At 70.4% G+C, this 18,279-nt stretch carries 11 protein-coding genes and 1 pseudogene; 4 read left to right on the top strand and 8 right to left on the bottom strand.

Annotation, left to right across the window (positions count from 1 at the left end):
- The first annotated feature begins 74 nt into the window (after nucleotides 1–74).
- The 3 genes from JEQ17_RS30560 to JEQ17_RS30570 all read left to right on the top strand — a co-directional run bounded on the left by JEQ17_RS30560 (nucleotide 75) and on the right by JEQ17_RS30570 (nucleotide 6,300).
- Nucleotides 75–1,427: an esterase/lipase family protein gene (locus tag JEQ17_RS30560; protein ID WP_234048434.1), complete on the top strand. Its 1,353-nt coding sequence runs from the start codon at nucleotides 75–77 to the stop codon at nucleotides 1,425–1,427.
- Nucleotides 1,420–5,523: an AAA family ATPase gene (locus JEQ17_RS30565; RefSeq protein WP_200398149.1), complete on the top strand. Its 4,104-nt coding sequence runs from the start codon at nucleotides 1,420–1,422 to the stop codon at nucleotides 5,521–5,523. The genes JEQ17_RS30560 and JEQ17_RS30565 overlap by 8 nt, the downstream gene beginning before the upstream one ends.
- Before the next feature lie 132 nt (nucleotides 5,524–5,655).
- Nucleotides 5,656–6,300, top strand: a complete 645-nt coding sequence (locus JEQ17_RS30570; RefSeq protein WP_200398150.1) for a CatB-related O-acetyltransferase — start codon at nucleotides 5,656–5,658, stop codon at nucleotides 6,298–6,300.
- Between the two features lie 67 nt (nucleotides 6,301–6,367).
- On the opposite strand, the gene JEQ17_RS30575 is transcribed toward JEQ17_RS30570, so the two are convergent.
- Both JEQ17_RS30575 and pepN read right to left on the bottom strand, forming a co-directional pair.
- The gene (locus JEQ17_RS30575; protein WP_200398151.1) at nucleotides 6,368–7,414 is read right to left on the bottom strand and encodes a hypothetical protein; all 1,047 of its coding nucleotides are present in this window, start codon (nucleotides 7,412–7,414) and stop codon (nucleotides 6,368–6,370) included.
- Nucleotides 7,415–7,725: 311 nt separating this feature from the next.
- A complete protein-coding gene (gene pepN, locus JEQ17_RS30580) occupies nucleotides 7,726–10,302 on the bottom strand; it encodes an aminopeptidase N (RefSeq protein ID WP_200398152.1) in 2,577 nt (858 codons plus the stop codon).
- A gap of 192 nt (nucleotides 10,303–10,494) precedes the next feature.
- Between pepN and JEQ17_RS30585 the strand changes: the two genes are divergently transcribed.
- A complete protein-coding gene (locus tag JEQ17_RS30585; protein ID WP_200398153.1) occupies nucleotides 10,495–11,154 on the top strand; it encodes a mycothiol-dependent nitroreductase Rv2466c family protein in 660 nt (219 codons plus the stop codon).
- Nucleotides 11,155–11,178: 24 nt separating this feature from the next.
- Here the strand turns inward: JEQ17_RS30585 and JEQ17_RS30590 are convergent, their stop codons facing one another.
- From JEQ17_RS30590 to JEQ17_RS30615, 6 genes and pseudogenes are all read right to left on the bottom strand, one after another.
- Entirely contained in the window at nucleotides 11,179–11,406 is a 228-nt protein-coding gene (locus JEQ17_RS30590; protein WP_200398154.1) for a hypothetical protein, read from the bottom strand.
- Between the two features lie 10 nt (nucleotides 11,407–11,416).
- Nucleotides 11,417–12,076, bottom strand: coding sequence for a response regulator (locus JEQ17_RS30595; protein ID WP_200398155.1), 660 nt, complete (start codon nucleotides 12,074–12,076; stop codon nucleotides 11,417–11,419).
- Between the two features lie 233 nt (nucleotides 12,077–12,309).
- A pseudogene (locus JEQ17_RS30600) lies at nucleotides 12,310–13,488 on the bottom strand (ATP-binding protein); the annotation flags it as partial.
- Between the two features lie 5 nt (nucleotides 13,489–13,493).
- Complete coding sequence (locus tag JEQ17_RS30605; RefSeq protein WP_200398156.1) at nucleotides 13,494–15,701, bottom strand: MMPL family transporter; 2,208 nt, start codon at nucleotides 15,699–15,701, stop codon at nucleotides 13,494–13,496.
- A gap of 133 nt (nucleotides 15,702–15,834) precedes the next feature.
- Nucleotides 15,835–17,229: an amino acid permease gene (locus JEQ17_RS30610; RefSeq protein ID WP_200398157.1), complete on the bottom strand. Its 1,395-nt coding sequence runs from the start codon at nucleotides 17,227–17,229 to the stop codon at nucleotides 15,835–15,837.
- Nucleotides 17,230–17,349: 120 nt separating this feature from the next.
- Nucleotides 17,350–18,261 carry a TauD/TfdA dioxygenase family protein gene (locus JEQ17_RS30615; RefSeq protein ID WP_200398158.1) on the bottom strand — a complete coding sequence of 304 codons (912 nt, stop codon included), beginning with the start codon at nucleotides 18,259–18,261 and terminating at the stop codon, nucleotides 17,350–17,352.
- Nucleotides 18,262–18,279 lie beyond the last annotated feature (18 nt).

An 18,279-nucleotide genomic window follows, 5' to 3' on the forward strand; every position in this document is an offset into this window, starting at 1 on the left:
TCGGGGGAAGCGTGGCAGCGAAGTCATCTGCGCAATGGGTGCCGTCTGCGCACCCTGCGCGACCGGCGTCATCCGTGCCGACCGGAGCGGGCCACCGCGACGCGGTCCTCGTCCTGCCCGGGATCATGGGCAGCGAGCTGGTGGAGAGCGCGACCGGCCGCGTCCTGTGGGGCGGTTCGGACCTGCGTTGGTACGGCAGTGCCTGGGCGTCCGGCGGCTCGCTCTCGGCCCTCCACGTGACGGACGAGGAACGCGCGGGCGCGACCGGGCGCATACGCGCGACCCGGCTGCTCCGCTTCCCCGCCTTCGCGCCCGTGCTGCGGGGCTTCGAGCCGTACACCAAGCTCCTGGCGGGCACCCGGCGCGTGGCGGCCCACCCCGACGCGGTAAGGGAGTTCGCGTACGACTGGCGCCTGTCGACCGAGCACGCGGCCGCCGGTCTGGCGGAGACGGCGGACGACCACCTACGGGCCTGGCGTGCCCACCCGCACGGCAGCCGGGACGCCCGGCTCACCCTCGTGGCCCACTCCATGGGCGGCCTGGTCGCCCGCTTCTTCATGACCGCGCTGGGAGGGGCCCGTGACGTCCGCACCCTGATCACCCTGGGCACCCCCTTCCACGGCTCGGTCCAGGCCGCGGGCCTGCTCGGTTCGGGACGCGGTACCCCGCTTCCGCTGCCCCGCCGCCGGCTGCGTGCCCTGGCCCGCACCCTGCCCGGTCTGTACGAGCTGCTGCCCGGCTACCGCTGTGTGGAGGAACCCGCCGGTGACTTCCGCCACCTCACTCCGGCCGACGTCGAATCCCTCGGCGGAGACCGGGAACTGGCCCAGCAGTCGCTCGACCGCAGGGAGAAGCTGAACAAGTCGGACGCCGGCACCCTCCCTCAACTGCGTGCCGTGGTCGGCGTCGGCCAGCGCACCCCACAGAGCCTGACCCTCGCGGACGGCACGGCGGAACTGCGCGAGTACGTCCCGGACGGCGACACCCGCCTCGACCGCCGCGGCGACGGAACGGTGTACCGGGAGGCGGCGACACCGGCCGGGCTGCACCCCTTCTACCTCCCCCAGAGCCATGGTGCCCTCGCCCGCAGCGAGGAGGCGGTCGCGTTCACCGGCTCGGTCCTGACCGAACGCCCACTGGGCCCGCCGCTCGGCGCGACCGAACTGGGCCTGTACGTACCGGACGTGACAACGGCACGCGAACCGTGCCCGGTCGAGGTCGACCTGGTGGACAACCCGATCGCCGTCGAACTCCAGGTCTTCGACGTCTCCGAGAACCTGGAGATCGACCGCCCACGCCTCTCCCGCCGCGACGGCCGCCTGCGCGCCGACGTACGGCTCCCGTGGCCGGGCCTGTACCGCGTCGAGGCGAAATGCGGCGGCTTCTCACCGGTGACCCAACTCGTCCTGGCGGTCGCCGGTGACTGAGTTCAGCTTCGTACCCGTTCCGATCGGCAGATACAGGACGACGGCCTTCCCCGATCTGGACGCGGACGAACAGGCGTCACGGATCGCGGAGTTGGCCGAGGGGATCGGAGGCCTGGAGGAACCCTGGACGGAGCCAGGTCTGCGCGACCGCTCGGCGGTGGACGGCCGGCTGGGCTCCTGGGCGCGTCCACCGTCCCCGCGCAGCTCGCTGCTCTACTGGGCCGGCCACGGCCAGGCACTGGGTCCCAAGGCCTGGCTGGCAACGGCCGACTCACCCGATCCGATGACCGAGGGCGCGGTCAACCCGGAGTCCTTCGCCGAGTACGTGATCTCGGAGTGGCGGCGCCGGTCGGCCGACGAGGAGGCCTGGGCGCTGGTCGTCATCGAGGCGTGCGGCGCCAAGCGTTTCGTGGAGGCGATGTTGTCCTGCCTCTACGCCGAGGGCAGCATGGACCGCCTGGCGGTCATCGGGGTCGCCGGGTACGGGGCGGGGTACCTCGGTGACTTCCAGCGGGTCCTCTCCGATGCCCTCGCCGGCTACTCCGACAACGACGAGGCCATCCAGCTGCGCGACCTGGTCGGCCGTATCCAGGACCGCCTCGGCGACCGCGGCATGGTCGGGGACCTGGGGCTGTACCGGGCGGCGCCCCTGCCCCGCCGCCGCAGACTGACCGGGCCCGTCACGGCGCCGCTCGACGTCTACGGCGAACTCCGCGACTTCGTCGCCACGCTCTCACCGGATGAACGGGGCCACTTCCTGCCCAAGGCACAGGGCGCCGAACAGGGCGAACTGGCCTGGTACTTCGTGGGCCGAAGACAGGAGAGCGCGGAGATCGCCCGCTGGCTGCACACGGCGCGAGAAGGCATGTTCGTCGTCACGGGCCAGGCGGGCTCGGGCAAGTCGGCACTGCTCGGGAACGTCGTCGTCCAGGCGAATCCCGAGCTGAGCGCGCTGCTGGCCCGGGCGGGGATGGGCGACTCGACCGGGTTCGACGACGTACCGCCACCGCATGTCTTCGACGCGGTGCTGCATCTCACGGGGGCGACGACGGGTGAGGTGGTCCAGCAGCTCGCGGCAGCGCTCGGACCGGACACGGCGATCGAGGACGCGGAGCGGCTCGCGGAGGTGCTGAAGGACCGGCAGGCGCCCTTCACGGTCCTGGCCGACGCGCTCGACGAGGCCCAGGACCCGCTGGCTGTGGCACGGGGGACACTCGCCCGGATCGCGGGCATCGACGGGGTACGTGTACTTGTCGGCACCCGGAGTTCCACGAAGGAGGGGCCGGATTCCCCGGCGGAGGGGGACCAGGACATCCTCGACGCACTCGGCGGCACGGGCCGGCGGATCGTTGTGGGCGCGGACAGGGCCGCGGCCGAGGAGTACGTACGACGTCGTCTGCTCGCCGCGTTCCCGGACGCCGCGGAGGCCGAATTCGATTCGGTGTGCGAGGAGATCGGCTCCCGGGAACGGCACTTCCTGTACGCGCGGCTGGCCGTGCATGAGCTGATCGCCCGCCCCGAGCTGATGACGGCGGGCCACCGCGGTCAGCGGCTGGACCTGCTGGCCCAGGACTACCGGGCCATCTTCGCCGCCGCCGTCGCCCGTCTCTCCCGGCGCAACCCGGCCTTCGCGCCCCTCCTTGAGGCCCTGGCCCTGAGCCAGGGCCGCGGGCTTCCGCGCACGGACGGTGTGTGGCCGGTGGCGGCCCGGGCGTTGAGGGACATGCACGACGTCCGCTCAGCCATCGGCGGGCAGTCCATCGACGAGCAGTCCATGGACGAGCTGCTGGCGGACGCGGCGCCCTACGTCATGCTCGACGCCGAGCACGGCCAGAGCGTCTACCGCCTCGCCCACCGGACGTTCCAGGAGCACTACTTCTCGGCCGAGTCCGCCGAGCGGCACCAGCTGGTTGCCGAGGCACTGGGCGAGTCCGCCGAGGCGGCTCTGCCTTCCCTGCCCAATCCGTACCTCGTCCATCACCTCCCCGCGCACCACGCGGAGGCCGACGCCTGGCAGCTCCTGGCCGAGCGGCCACGCCTGCTCGATCACCTGGCACCGGCCGCGATCGCGGCCCAAGCGGGACGCCCGCGTCCGGGGGAAGCACCACTGCCCGGAGCGGTCTCCGCGATCCGCGCCGCGCACCACCGGCTCTCCGCCGTGGCTCCGAGCGAGCGCGGAGCCCTTCGCGCGGTCGCCGAGGCCCAGTTCACCGGCCGAATCCCCGATCCGTCCACCTGGAAGTCCCAGGACGCCGCCTGGCAGCCGCTCTGGGCCGAGTTCAAGCGTCTCCGCAACCCGGCGACAAGGGTCTTCACCGTCGAGTGCGAGAAGCTGACGGCGCTCACGACGATCACCTGGACTGACGGCCGCACCCTGCTGGCGCTCGCGGACGCGGACACTCCCGCTCGGATCCACCTCTGGGACCCCGTGCACCTGGTGCCGGTCGGCGAGCCCTGGACCGATCCGCAACTGGCATCGGTCTCGGCGCTGGCGACCGTTTCCACCGAGCGGCGGCCCGATCAACTGGCCGTCGCCCAGTCGGGACGTTTTGAGGTCTGGGACCTGGCAGGCAGGAAGCCTGTTCTCACCTTCGAGTCCGACCTGGCGGGATTCTTCGCTCACCTCGCGGCGGTACGGACATCCGACGGGCGCACGCTGCTGGCCTACGGCAACAGCACCTCTTCACGGCTCGGTTTTCGAGAACTCGGAATGGGCCGTGAGGAAGTGGTGATTGATCTTGAGGGCAGCATCGGTGCGATTGCCGGTCTGCGACTGGAGGACGGATCGACGGGACTGGTGGTCGCCAAGAGTTCCTCCAGCAGCAAACCGGTACGTCACGGCAGCTCCGGCTCGCCGGCGCCGCTGCCGATCCTCGTCGCTCCTGGAGAGATCGATGCGATGGCAGCGATTCCGGGGGTGCCCGGCGCGATGGTCCTCTCGCCCGCCTCCGTGCACCGACGACCGCTCTTCGCCTGGGACGCCGCGTCCGACGGCTCCCGAACGGAGTTGCCGGGAGCGCTGGATCTCGCTTACCACGGTGACTTCACAATTGTCCGAGGACCTGAGGGTCAACTTCTTGTGTGCTCGATCAACGGTGAGGACCGAACGGTCACTGTCTCCGAGATGCCCGGCATGACATCTCCACAGGACGGGACCCCCTACCAAGGGCGCAATGGTGCGTGTGCTGTACACATCCCGGGAAGCGGTGACGCGTTCGCGGTCCTCATGGCTGGCGAGTTCGGCTTTCGTCATGCGGCGACTGGCAGTCCGGTCGAACCCTCCGAAGGCGGGGTCCGCGAGATCGCCGGTCCGTCGGGTGGGCCGCTGCTGATCCGGGACCTGCCGAGCGGGTGGTCGATCTGGGCGGAGGACGGGAGCCGCAGCCCGCTCGCCGAGCTTTCCGGCCACGTCGCCTGCGCACCGTTCACGGCCCCGGACGGAAGAGTGCTGATCGCCCGGGAGTCGGGTCGGAACAGCCGGTGGATCAGGTGTACCGGCCTGCTGCCCCGCACCGGGCGACGGCGATGGCTGGGCGGGGTACGGAGCCAGGAGCCGAGTTGGCGACTCCACGGGCATCACGGCTACGTGAATCAGATCAAGACTCTGCCGAAGAGGGGAGGCGGTGCGGTGATCGTGGTGAACACACCGCTGCGCAGGTCGGGGAGTGTCGTCGTGCTCGACTCCGACCGTCCGGGACACGTCTGGAGCCTCTCCGAGGACGAAGCCGTGTTCCACGCCGGTGCGGCCCTGCTCCGGTTGGGAACACCACTGCTTGCCACATGCGATCCACGAACGATCATGCTCTGGGACCTCCGGAGTCGAAAGCTGGTCGGCAGACTCGGTGGTGACAATGACATTGTCGGGGATCTGACCGAGGTCCAGGTGGGCCCCGCCGACCGGCCCCGGATCCTGCTTGCCGTGGCGCACTGTGACGGCTCGCTGCGACTGTGGAACCCTCTCAGCCCTGCCGAACCGCTCGCCGTCCTCGACCTCGACATGGCCGCCGAGACCATTGTCTCGTCGGGGACCAAGCTCTGCCTGGTCAACGAAGAGGGCGCACTCTGTATCGACGTCGGCGGCATCGTGTGTCCTTGAGAGACTCACCCACCCCCGCGCCCCGCCTCGCCCCGGCCCGTAATTCGATGCCCTGGCAGCCGCCGCAGCGGGATCATGAAGGCCCGGGCGCGCCCGCCCGCCCGCGCCCCGACACCCGAGGAGCCGTTCGACATGTCAGTGCCCGCCGATCCCACGGTGCTCCATCCGATGCCCGGGCAGCCACGGGTTGTGCTGCTCAGGCCGTTGGTGAAGTCCCCGTTGATAGAGGTGGGGGAGTACTCCTACTACGACGACCCCGACGACCCGACCGCGTTCGAGACGCGCAACGTCCTCTATCACTACGGGCCGGAGAAGCTGGTCATCGGGAAGTTCTGTGCGCTGGGCACGGGGGTGCGGTTCATCATGAACGGCGCCAACCACCGGATGGACGGTCCCTCGACGTTCCCGTTCCCCACCATGGGCGGTTCCTGGGCCGAGCACTTCGACCTGCTCACCGGTCTGCCGAACAGGGGTGACACGGTCGTCGGCAACGACGTCTGGTTCGGTCACGGCACGACGGTGATGCCCGGGGTACGGATCGGACACGGCGCGATCATCGGCGCCGGTGCCGTGGTCACCACGGACGTGCCCGACTACGGCATCGTCGGTGGCAACCCGGCCCGGCTCATCCGCACCCGCTTCAGCGACGACGAGATCGACCGGCTCCTCGCGGTGGCCTGGTGGGACTGGCCCGCGGAGCACATCACCGGGCACGTACGGACGATCATGTCGGGCAACATCGCGGAGCTGGAGGCCGCCGCCCCGGACCGCGCGTGAAGGGGCGGACCCCCGGTCTCCCGGGACCCGCCCCTTCACTCCCCTCCGGGATGCCCCCGGTCCGTCACTACCGGGGCAGCACCACTACATACGCGGCCGGGTCGCGGTCCGCTGAAGCCATCAGGGCCGTACGTACGACCGTTGCCTGCTGTTCCATCGAGTCCCGGAGCTTCTTCGGGGTGATGTGGACGACCGTGATGCCGAGCCGCTCCAGGTGCTCGCGCTTGCGGGCGTACTCGGACCACATGGCGTCCTCGTCCTGGCGGGGCGCGCGCGTGTCGAGTTCGAGGGCGACCGCGTGGTCGGGCCAGTACGCGTCGAGACCGCCGAGGTGCGGGCCGCCGGGCAGACGGAGGTCCACGTTCCAGACCGGGTCCGGCAGACCGTGCTCCTGGACCATGCGGTAGAGGCGGTCCTCCGCGATGGCCCGTCCCTCGGCGAGCAGCGAGTCGACGGCGTCCACGACGTGCGGGCGGCTCAGCAGCCGCGCCTGCGTCAACTCCTTGACCACGGCGGCCGGTTCGCAGTGCCCGCCGCGTACGGCCTCGGTGAGCAGCCGGCGTACGACACCGGCGTCCGCGAGGTCGGCGACCGCGTCGGCCAGGGCGCGCGGGACGGGGGCCACCGGGATGCCGGTGATCTGCTGGGGCTCCGGCATGCCCGGCGTACGGACGATACGGACGCAGCCCGTCGAACGCAGCCGGCGCAGACGCGGGACGAGAACGTCGATGCGGTCCAGTGAGAGAAGCGGGGGCGCCGAGGAGAAGCGGTGCAGGGCCAGCGCCGCCAGGCCGGTGATCATCGCGTCGGTGTACCGCTGCGGGGCGTGCGGCTCACCGGCGCCGGGCTGGGTGGGGACCGCAGGTTCGGTGGCGGGGGAGCGGGCCGCGTACAGCAGGACCGCGTGCAGCCGCTCCTCGCTGGTGGCCGGGCCCGGGCGGAGCAGGTACACGCCCGGCAGAAGCTGCTGCCAGGTGCCGCCCGGCCTGCACTGCGCGTTGATGTCGGCGGTGCTCACGCCCTGCGAGCGCAGCTGGGCGGTGGTCAGGACACGGAGCTGAACGTCGGACAGGTGGCGGAGGGGCCGGGGGGAGAGCGGGGTGTTGTGGTTCATGACCCGAGGATTTCCCGCCCCCGATCCCCCTCCTAACCGCTGTTACACGCCCGTCGACAAAACCGGACAAGCTCGCCCTAAAGTGCAAGCGTTCGACTGCCGAAACCCCCTGGTCCGTACGGGGGTCACGGCACCGATTACCCGCATTCCGTAACTGTTATGGACGGAACGAAAGTCAACAGCGTGAGCGAGAAGCCCCGTTAGGGGCGCGGGGAACCGCGCAGTCTTTTGGCTTTCAGGGGCGCGGGGAACTGCGCGACCAGCCCCCACCCACCCGCACCCGACAACGAACCGCACATCCCAAGCCCCACTCAACCGGCGGCACCCACATCACACGCCTGCCCCCGCAGGGCCCGCGCCAGATCATCCCGAGCCTCCAGAACCAGCCGCCGAAGAGCAGGCGCAGCCGCCCCCCGCGCGGCAAGCCACGCATCGGCCGCCGACAACGTCTCCCGAGAATCCTGCAGCGAAGGGAACAGCCCCCTCACCACATCCATCCCGATCTGGATCGACCGCTCACCCCACACCCGCTCGATCACCTCGAAGTACTTCGACGCGTACGCAGCGGTCAGCTCCCGGTGCGACGACTGGGCGAAGCCCGCGATCGTCGCCTCGACCAGCGCGTTGGACAGCGAGTCCGACTCGACGACGGCCGCCCACGCCTGCGCCTTGACCGCCGCGGACGGCCGCGCGGCCAGACACCGCACCTGATGCCGCTTGCCCGACGCCGTGTCGTCCCGCGCCAGCTCGGCCGCGATGACACCCTCGTCCGCGACCCCGTGCGCGGCGAGCGGCTCCAGGAACGCCCAGCGCAGCTCCTGGTCCACCTCGAGCCCGTCGATCTTCGCCGTGCCCTCCAACAGCCCCTGGAGCAACTGGAGATCGGCCTCGCCCGACGCGACGGCGGCGAAGAACCGCGCCCACGTCAGCTGGTGCTGGCTGCCGGGTTCGGTCAGCCGCAGTTCGCGCAGCGCACCTTCGGCGAGGAGCCGTCCGCCCTCCTCCCGCCACCCGGGCGCCGCGTAGAAGGTGAGCGCGGAGTTCGCCCACGCGTGCAGCATCTGGAGCACGCCGATGTCGGTCTCGCGGCCCGCGAAGCGCAGGACCAGGTCGATGAAGTCCCGGGCGGGCATGAGCGCGTCGCGGGTCAGGTTCCACAGGGCCGACCAGCACAGGGCGCGGGCCAGCGGGTCGGTGATGTCGCCCAGACCGTCCCGCAGGGCGGCCAACGAGCCCTCGTCGAACCGGATCTTGCAGTACGTCAGGTCGTCGTCGTTCACGAGCACCAGGTCGGGGGCCTCCGTGCCCACCAGCTCCCCGACGACCGTACGCGGACCCTCGACGTCGACCTCGGCGCGCGCGTACCGCTCCACCGCCCCGTCGGGCGACCGCCGGTACAGGCCCACCGCCACCCGGTGCGGCCGCAGTTCGGGATGCGACTCGGCGGCTTCCTGGAGGATCGCCAGCTCGGTGACGCGCCCCTCCGCGTTCAGAATCACCTGTGGGGTAAGGGAGTTGACCCCGGCCGTCTGCAGCCAGGACCGCGACCAGGTGGCCATGTCGCGCCCGCTGGTCTCCTCCAGGACCGACAGCAGATCACCGAGCCGCGTGTTCCCGTACGCGTTCCGCTTGAAGTAGCGGCGGGCGCCCTCCAGGAACGCGTCCCGGCCGACGTAGGCGACCAGCTGCTTGAGGACGGAAGCGCCCTTGGCGTACGTGATCCCGTCGAAGTTGAGCTTGGCGTCCTCCAGGTCACGGATGTCGGCCGTGATCGGGTGCGTGGAGGGCAGCTGGTCGGCGCGGTACGCCCAGGACTTGCGGTTGTTGGCGAAGGTGATCCAGCCGTTCGTGAAGCGGGTCGCCTCGACCATCGAGAACGTGCCCATGAAGTCCGCGAAGGACTCCTTCAGCCACAGGTCGTCCCACCACACCATGGTCACCAGGTCGCCGAACCACATGTGGGCCATCTCGTGCAGGATCACGTTCGCCCGGCGCTCGTACGACGCCTGTGTCACCCTGCCGCGGAAGATGAACTCCTCGCGGAAGGTGACGAGCCCCGGGTTCTCCATCGCGCCGAGGTTGTACTCCGGCACGAACGCCTGGTCGTACTTCCCGAACGGGTACGGGTAGTCGAAGTGGTCGTGGAAGAAGTCCAGCCCCTGCTTGGTGACGAGGAAGACGTCGTCTGAGTCGAAGTGCCGGGCCAGGCCCTTGCGGCACATCGCGCCGAGCGGGATCTCCAGGCGCGTACCGTCCTCGAAGACGCGCTCGTAGGAGTCCGTCACATAGTGGTACGGGCCCGCGACGAACGCCGTGATGTACGTCGAGATGGGCTTGGTCTCGGCGAACTTCCAGACCCCGTCGGCGAGTTCACCGACGCCGTTGCTCCACACGACCCAGCCCTCGGGGGCCCGCACCTCGAACCGGAAGGGCGCCTTGAGGTCCGGCTGCTCGAAGTTCGCGAAGACACGGCGGGAGTCGGCCGGCTCGTACTGCGTGTAGAGGTAGACCTCGCCGTCCTCCGGGTCGACGAAGCGGTGCATGCCCTCGCCGGTGCGGCTGTAGGCGCACTGGGCGTCGACGACCAGCTCGTTGTCCTCGGCGAGGTCCTCCAGGAGGATGCGCGAGCCGTCGAAGACCGCGCCCGGGTCGAGGTCCCTGCCGTTCAGCGAGACGGCCGTGACGCTCGGGGCGATCAGGTCCGCGAAGGTCGTGGCACCCGGCTCGGCGCTGCGGAAGCGGATCGTCGTCACCGACCGGAAGGTGCGCGGCCCGGCGTCCGTGTCGCCCACCGCGGAGCGCAGGTCCAGGGACACCTCGTACCCCTCGACGGACAGCAGTGCGGCCCGCTCGCGGGCCTCGTCGCGGGACAGATTCTCACCGGGCACGGGCGGCACTCCCTCGTGGCGTCATGGATACGCGTCGGGTACGCGTCTGGGTACGCGTGAACAGCACCGATCCTGCCATGTGCCCCTGACCCCGGACACCCGGGAATGGCACAGGTGACCGGTTGCGTTGGGGCTGAGGGACACGACCGAGAACCCCCGAGACCCGCACCGGGATCCGTACCGAGGAGAAGCATGTCCGAGCAGACCGCGCAGACCGCCGGCAAGACCCCCGTCGACTTCTGGTTCGACCCGCTCTGCCCCTGGGCGTGGATGACCTCACGGTGGGTCCTGGAGGTGGAGAAGGTCCGGGACATCAAGGTCCGCTGGCACCTGATGAGCCTCGCCGTACTGAACGAGGACAAGCTCGACGACCTGCCCGAGGAGTACCGCGAGTTCCTCGGCACGAAGGCGTGGGGCCCGGTCCGCGTCGTCATCGCGGCCCAGGAGGAGCACGGCCCCGAGGTGCTCGGTGATCTCTACACCGCGCTCGGCACCCGCTTCCACAACCAGGGCGAGGGCCCCGGCAAGGAGATCGTCGCCGCCGCCCTGAAGGACGTCGGCCTGCCCGAGTCCCTCCTGGACCACTGGGACGAGACCCCGTACGAGCCCCAGCTGCGCGCCTCCCACAAGGAGGGCATAGACAAGGTCGGCCAGGAGGTCGGCACCCCCGTCATCGCGGTCCCCGGCTCCGACGGCGAGCAGATCGCCTTCTTCGGCCCGGTCGTCACCCCGGCCCCCAAGGGCGACGAGGCCGGCAAGCTGTGGGACGGCACGCTGATGGTCGCCTCGATACCGGGCTTCTACGAGATCAAGCGCACGCGGACCAAGGGCCCGGACTTCAGCAACCTCTGACCGGGGGAGCCGGCAGCGGCGGGCTCAGGTCGGGTCGGGCAGCCGGAGGGGCTCCTTGAAGGGCTTCTCCCTGAAGTAGTGCCGCAGGTTGCGGCACTGCTTCTCCCCGTCGGCGAGGAGCGCCTCGCACACCATGAATCCGTCCACGTTCTTCCTGCCCGTCTCCTTCTTCAGCCAGTCCGCTTCCGGGGGTTTCAGGAAGCGGTGCTCCTCTTGAAGGCTCTTGCAGGTGGCGCAGCTCTTCTTCGGCACCCCGTAACCATCACCCGGAGCCTCCCGTACCGGAAGCCCTTCGCAGCAGTCCCCGCTCCATCGCCACCACCACCGCCCGCGTCCGGTCGTTCACGTCCAGCTTGGCGAACAGCCGCAGGAGGTGGGTCTTCACGGTGGCCTCGGCGATGACAAGACGGGCGCCGATCTCGGCGTTGGTGAGACCGTCCGCGACGGCGTTCAGGACGTCGGCCTCGCGAGCCGTCAGCGGCGGCTGGGCGGGTCGGCGCATACGGGCGACCAGCTTCTCGGCCACCCGCGGGGCGAGGACCGTCTCGCCCCGCGCCGCCGCGTGGATCGCGTCGACGAGCTGTTCGCGCGTGGTGTCCTTGAGCAGATAGCCGATGGCGCCGGCCTCCACCCCGCGCTCGATCTCGGCGTCGGTGTCGTACGTCGTGAGGATCAGGACCCGGGTGCGGGGGTGGGACGCCACGATCTCGGCCGTCGTTGCCACCCCGTCCAGCACCGGCATCCGCAGATCCACCAGCGCCAGATCGGGTTCGTGCGCGGCGACGAGGTCGAGCGCCGCCCGGCCGTCGCCGGCCTCGCCGACGATCTCGATGCTCGGCTCGGAGGCCAGCAGGGCCACGACACCGGCCCGCATCACCGTGTGATCGTCGACCACGACGATCCGCAGCGTTTTGGGGGTCATGTCGTTGCCCCGCCTTCGGCGGGGCCCGCCATGGAGGTCGCCGTGTCCGGCGGGACGTTTGTGGGTGCGGGTTCGTTGTGGCTGGTCGCGCAGTTCCCCGCGCCCCTAGGGGGCGGGGGTTCGGCCTGGCCTTCAGGGACGCTGGGAACCGCGCGACCAGCCCCCACACACCCGCGGTCGCCGACTGCCGCGTCCCCCGGAATCCCTGGCGCGGGGCCCGGCGGGGCCTCCGTCCCGTCCCCCGGAATCGTCGCCAGTACCCGCGTCCCGTCGCCCACCGAACTCGTCACCGTCAGCTCCCCGCCCAGCTCCGCCAGCCGCTTGCGCATCCCGTCGAGGCCGAACCCCGTCGACTCCCCGACCACGAACCCGGCCCCGTCGTCCGTGACCTCCAGCTCCACCCCGTACGGCTGTCGGGCCAGCACCACACCGACCGTGGACGCCCGCGCGTGCTTGCGCACATTGGCCAGCGACTCCTGGGTGCAGCGCAGCAGCGCGATCCGGGTCGGCTGGTCGCACTCGATGTCCGCCAGGTCCGCGTCGACCGCGAGCCCGGTGTCCTCCGCGAACCGGTCCAGGATCCGCCGCAGCGTCTGCGCCACCGAACCCGCGGCCACCTGCCCCTGCTGCTGCGCCGAACCGACCAGCTCCCGCGCCTCCGCGAGGTTCTCGCGCGCCGTGGACTCGATCGAGCGCAACTGCTGTGCACTGCGCGCCGGTTCGCTGTCGAGCCCGGCGCGCGCCGCCTCCGCCAGCACGATGATCGAGGCGAAGCCCTGTGCGAGCGTGTCATGGATGTCGCGTGCCATCCGCTCCCTCTCGTCGGCCGCCCCCTGACGCTGGTGCGCCTCGGACAGCTCGGCCTGTGTCTGCTCCAACTCGACGATCAGCCGCGCCCGTTCATGGCTCTGGGCGACGACCGAGTGCACCCACAGACCGATCAGCACCCCGACGGCCACCACGATCACCACCGGCACCAGCGTCTCCCCGAAGAACTTCGCCGAGTTCCCCAGCCGCAGCCAACTCCCGGTCAGCGTCGACCCGGTGGCCAGCCCCAGGAACAGGAGCGAGGCCCGGGGCGTACGGCTGAACATCCAGAAGTGCGGCAGCGTCACCATGAACAGCGTCCCGAAGGAGCTGCGCAGATACGCGAACACCCCGAGCCCGGCCACCAGCACCAGCAGATAAGTGTGCGGGCGCAGCACGGGGTTGTCCGGGAGCCGGTCGACCACCGCGTAGCACAGCATCAGGAAGCCCAGCAGCCCGAGCGCCCAGTACTTGCTCCCGCCGGGCCGGTCCATCGCGGCGAGCCCGACCGCCATCGCGGCGAACAGCACCCAGCACACCGCGTTCCAGCGACGGATCGTGGCGGCCCAGAAGGGATCGGTGGCCTGTCCGGCGGAAGTGGTCATACGGATCAACGTACGTCCGCCGCCACCGCGGAGACCTCCCGGTTTTCCCGTACGGGCCGGCGCACCCCGCGCGAGGGCCACCAGCTCGCCTCTCCGAGCAGCAGCATCGCCGCCGGCAGGATCAGCACCCGGATGACGAAGGCGTCGAGCAGCACGGCCGCCGCGAGCACGAACCCGATCTGCTTCATCTCGATGATGTGGAGGAAGACGAAGCTCGTGAAGACGGTCGTCATCACCGCCGCCGCGCTGGTCACCACGCTCGCCGAGCTGCGGATCCCGTCGAGCACGGCCTGCCGCGTCGGTGTACCGCCCAGCACTGCCTCCCTGATCCGGCTCACCACGAACACCTGGTAGTCCATCGAGAGTCCGAAGAGGATCACGAACAGGAACAGGGGGACGCGTGATCCGATCGATCCGGTGGAGTCGAAGTTGAGCAGGCCCTCGGCCCAACTGCCCTGGAAGACCAGGACGAGCAGCCCCAGCGCGGCCGCCGCGGAGAGCAGGTTCAGTACGACACCGAGCAGGGCCAGCACCACCGAGCGGAACGCGTACAGGGTCATCGCGAAGGTCACCAGGAGCAACGCCCCGAGAACCAGGGGCAGTTTGCTGTTCTGGTGGGCCGGATAGTCGCTGTAGCGGGCGACATCGCCGCTCACGCCGTACTCGGCGCCCTCCATCCCGCCGACGGTCGCGGGCACGTACTCGTCCCGCAGGTGGTCCAGGGAGTCGTACGCCTCGTCGGAGTTGCCGAGGTACGGCACCTTCAGTTCGAGGACGCTGACGCGGCGGTCGTCCGAGGTGCGGATCCGCTCCGCGTCGGTGAACAGCGGGTCGCCATGGGCGAGTTCGGCGAGCTTCGACAGGGCGGCCGTCACCTCGCCGGAACGGCCGGCGTCGGCGCGTACGACGATGTCGTGGGTGACCCGGCGCTCGGGAAAGGCCTCGTTGAGCCGGTCGTACACCTGCATGGCCGGGATCTCGCGGGAGTGGGTGTCCCGGCTCATCTCGGTGATCCTCAGTCCGGCCAGCGGCGCGGCGAGGGCGAGCAGGGCGAGGACGGAGACGCACAGCGTGGCCACCGGATGCCGGTTCGCGGGCCGCAGCAGCGCGGCCCACACCCGCCCGCCGCTCTCGCCGCGCGTCCGGCGGCGTACGGGCTTCCCGCGCTCCGCCCGCCGGCGTTCCCTGCGCTCGGCCCGCCTGCCGAGCTTGACCAGCAGCGCGGGCAGCACGGTCAGGGAGCTGAGCACCGCCACCAGGACGACCACGATGGTGCCGGTGGCCAGCGAGGAGAAGATCACGTCGGAGGCCAGGTACAGCGTCGCGGTGGAGACCACGACCGCGAGCCCGGAGACCACGACCGCCCGGCCCGAGGTCGCCGCGGCCAGCTCCACCAGCGCCTCTGAGCTCAACTTCCCCTGGCTGCGGGCCCGTTCCTCGCGTTCGCGCTTGAGGTAGAAGAGCGTGTAGTCGACCCCGACCGCGAGGCCGATCATCAGGATGAGGTTGGTGCCGATGCCGGTGTCCGGGGAAATGTGCGAGACCACCATCGACAGCCCGACGGCCGCCGCGATCGACGACAGCGCCAGCAGCAGCGGCACTCCGGCCATGGTCACCGAGCCGAACACGATCAGCAGGGTGATCAGCGTGACCGGGAGGGTGATCGCCTCGGAGAGCGCCAGGTCGTCGCCGCGCTGCTTGTCGACGCCCTTGCTGATGGAGGGGCTTCCGGTCTCCTCCAGGAGCAGGCCGGGGTTCGCCTTCTGCACGGCGTCGGTCTGCTCGACCAGCGCGTCGACCTTGTCCTTCGCGTCGCGCTCCTCGCCCTTAAGGGCCGCCTCGACCAGCAGGATCCCGCCGTCCCCGGACAGCACCGGCTCGGCCACGCCCTCCACCTCGGGCAGCCGCTCGAACCGGGCGGAGAGCTCCTTCGCGGCTGCCTCGACGGCGGTCTTCGCGGCGGCCCCGTCCAGGGCGCCAGGCCGGGCGGAGATCAGCACCTGTTCGGTGGACCTGCGCTCCAACTGCCCCTCGGCGGCGATGGCTTCGGCCCGGCCTGCCTCGCCGACCCGGTAGTCGGCGGTCTTCGCGCTGTTGACGCCGACGGCGCTGCCGAGGCCCAGGCACAGCACGACGAACACGAGCCAGCCGATGATGGCCCGCCAGGGGTGCAGGGCACTCCAGCGAGCCGCGCGCACAGTGAATGAGTTCATGCCCAAAAGCCTGGCTGAGCAGGGCGGTTGGGCGGCAGAGGTACTCGGTTGAACTTGCCGTCCACCGATCGGTGGACGGCGATGCGGGGGAGAACCCCCGTGAGGGCTGCGCCCGTAGCGGGGCGCGGCCCGCTCAGTTGCCCGTGCGGGCTCGTTGCCAGGTGTAGCCCGCCGCTGCCAGTGCCAGCGTCATCGCGCCCGTCGAGTACAGCTGGACCCGGGTGTCCGGTTCCCGGGCCATCAGGATGAAGATGGCCAGCATGCCCGCGAGGGCCACCCAGGTCAGTACCGGGAACGCCCACATCCGTACGACCAGCTTCTCCGGGGCCTCGCGTTCCAGGCCGCGGCGCAGGCGGAGCTGGGAGACCGCGATGAAGATCCAGACGACCAGGATCACCGCGCCGATCATGTTCAGGAGCCAGGGGAAGACGTCGTCGGGGCGCCAGTGGCTCAGCAGGACGCAGACGAAGCCGAAGACCGAGGAGGCGAGGACCGCGGCCCGCGGGACGCCGCCCGACACCCGGCCGAGAGCCTTCGGTCCCTGCCCCCGCTCCACCAGCGAGTACGCGATGCGCGAGGAGCCGTAGATATTGGCGTTCATCGCCGAGAGCAGGGCGACCAGCACGACCACGTTCATGAGCTGACCCGCGCCCGGAATGCCCAGGTGGTCGAGGGCGGCGACGTACGGGCCCTTCTCGACGACCGCCTTCGAGTCCCACGGGACGAGCGTGACGATGACCGCCATCGAGCCGATGTAGAAGAGCGCGATGCGCCACATCGCGGTGCGCACGGCGCTCGCGACACCCCGTACCGGGTCCTGCGACTCGGCCGCCGCGATGGTGACGGTCTCCAGGCCGCCGTACGCGAAGACGGAGGCGAGCAGACCGATGACGAGCCCCTCGCTGCCGTTGGGCAGGAAGCCTCCCTCGCCGGTGAGGTTGGTGAGGCCGGGGGAGTCCGTGCCCGGCAGGACCCCGGTGATCGCCAGCACGCCGAGCACCAGGAACAGTGTGATCGCGCCCACCTTCAGCGCGGCGAACCAGAACTCGAACTCGCCGAAGTTCTTCACGGCGGCCAGGTTCGCGATACAGAAGACGACCATGAAGAGGGCCACCCAGGCCCACTCCGGTGTACCCGGCAGCCAGCCCGTCACGATCTTCGCCGCGCCGATGCCCTCCAGGCCGACGGCCGTGCAGAGCAGCACCCAGAACGACCAGCCGGCGGTGAATCCCGCCCATGGCCCGATCGCCCGCTCGGCGTGCGCCGAGAAGGAGCCCGACGACGGATACGCGGCCGACATCTCGCCCAGCATGCGCATCACCAGCATGACGAGCAGACCGGAGACGGCGTACGCGACGACGATCGACGGGCCTGCGGCCGCGATGCCGGCGCCGGAGCCGACGAACAGGCCCGCGCCGATCACCCCGCCGAGGGCGATCATCGACAGATGGCGCTGCTTGAGGCCGTGCGAGAGAGAGACGTCCGCGTCGGGAGTGCCGCTTGCGGGGTCGTGGGTGGTACGGGACATGAGTGCGGGTGGTCCCTTGTGTGCGAGGGCAAAAACGCCCACAGTCTGGGCAGCCCCTCCGCCCGCACGGAGAGGCCGCCCATCATGTGGACACACTCGACACGGAGTGCGAGATTCCGATTACGCGGCTGCCGGGTATTTGGCGACCGACGTGTAGTGGGAGGCGTCCCCCGCGATCGAGTAGCTCTCCTTGCCCTCGATGCCGACCGGCACGTCACCGGCGACCGTCACCCGGTTCAGGCGGCGCGGCAGACCGTCGTAGTTGTCGATGGCGTAGTGCTGGGTGATGCGGTTGTCGAAGAGGACGAGCTGGTTCGGGGACCAGCGGTGGCGCAGGACGTTCTCGGGCCGGGTGACGTACGCCTGGAGCAGGTCGAGGACCTTGCGGGACTCGCTCACCGGCAGGCCGACGATCCGCTGAGCGAAGCCGCCGATGAACAGCCCGCGCTCACCGGTCAGCGGGTGGACGCGGACGACGGGGTGGGCGGTGCGGTACTTGATGGACGTGAACTGGGCGCGCTGGGCGGCCTGTTCCTCGTCCACCTCCTCCTCGGGCACCGCGTAGTCGTAGTCGTTGGTGTGCTCGGCCCACAGGGTGTCGGCGAGCTGCCGGAGCGGTTCGGGCAGGTTGCGGTAGGCGGCGGCCGAGCTGGCGATCAGCGTCTCGCCCCCGTACGGCGGGATCGTGATGCTGCGCAGGGTGCTGGCCTGCGGCGGGTTGAGGACGAACGTGACGTCGGTGTGCCAGTTGTTGGCGGCACGGCCGCGCTCGCTGTCCACGGGCAGCACGTTCGGGGCGCCCTCGACGGCGGGCACGGTCGGGTGGGCGGTGGTCAGGTCGCCGAAGTTGCGGGCGAAGGCCTGCTGGCCCGCGTCGTCGAGGTTCACGTCGTCGAAGACCAGGGCCTTGTGGACGTTGAGAGCGTCCCGCAGTGCGGCGACGGTCCCTTCGTCCAGGGGCTCGGAGATGTCCACGCCGGATATCCGGGCGCCGATCCTCGCGGTGACCTTGCGGATCTCGATGTCTGACATGGGGTTCCTTTCGGATCT

The sequence above is a fragment of the Streptomyces liliifuscus genome, assembly GCF_016598615.1.
In the GTDB taxonomy this organism is placed as follows: Bacteria; Actinomycetota; Actinomycetes; order Streptomycetales; family Streptomycetaceae; genus Streptomyces; species Streptomyces liliifuscus.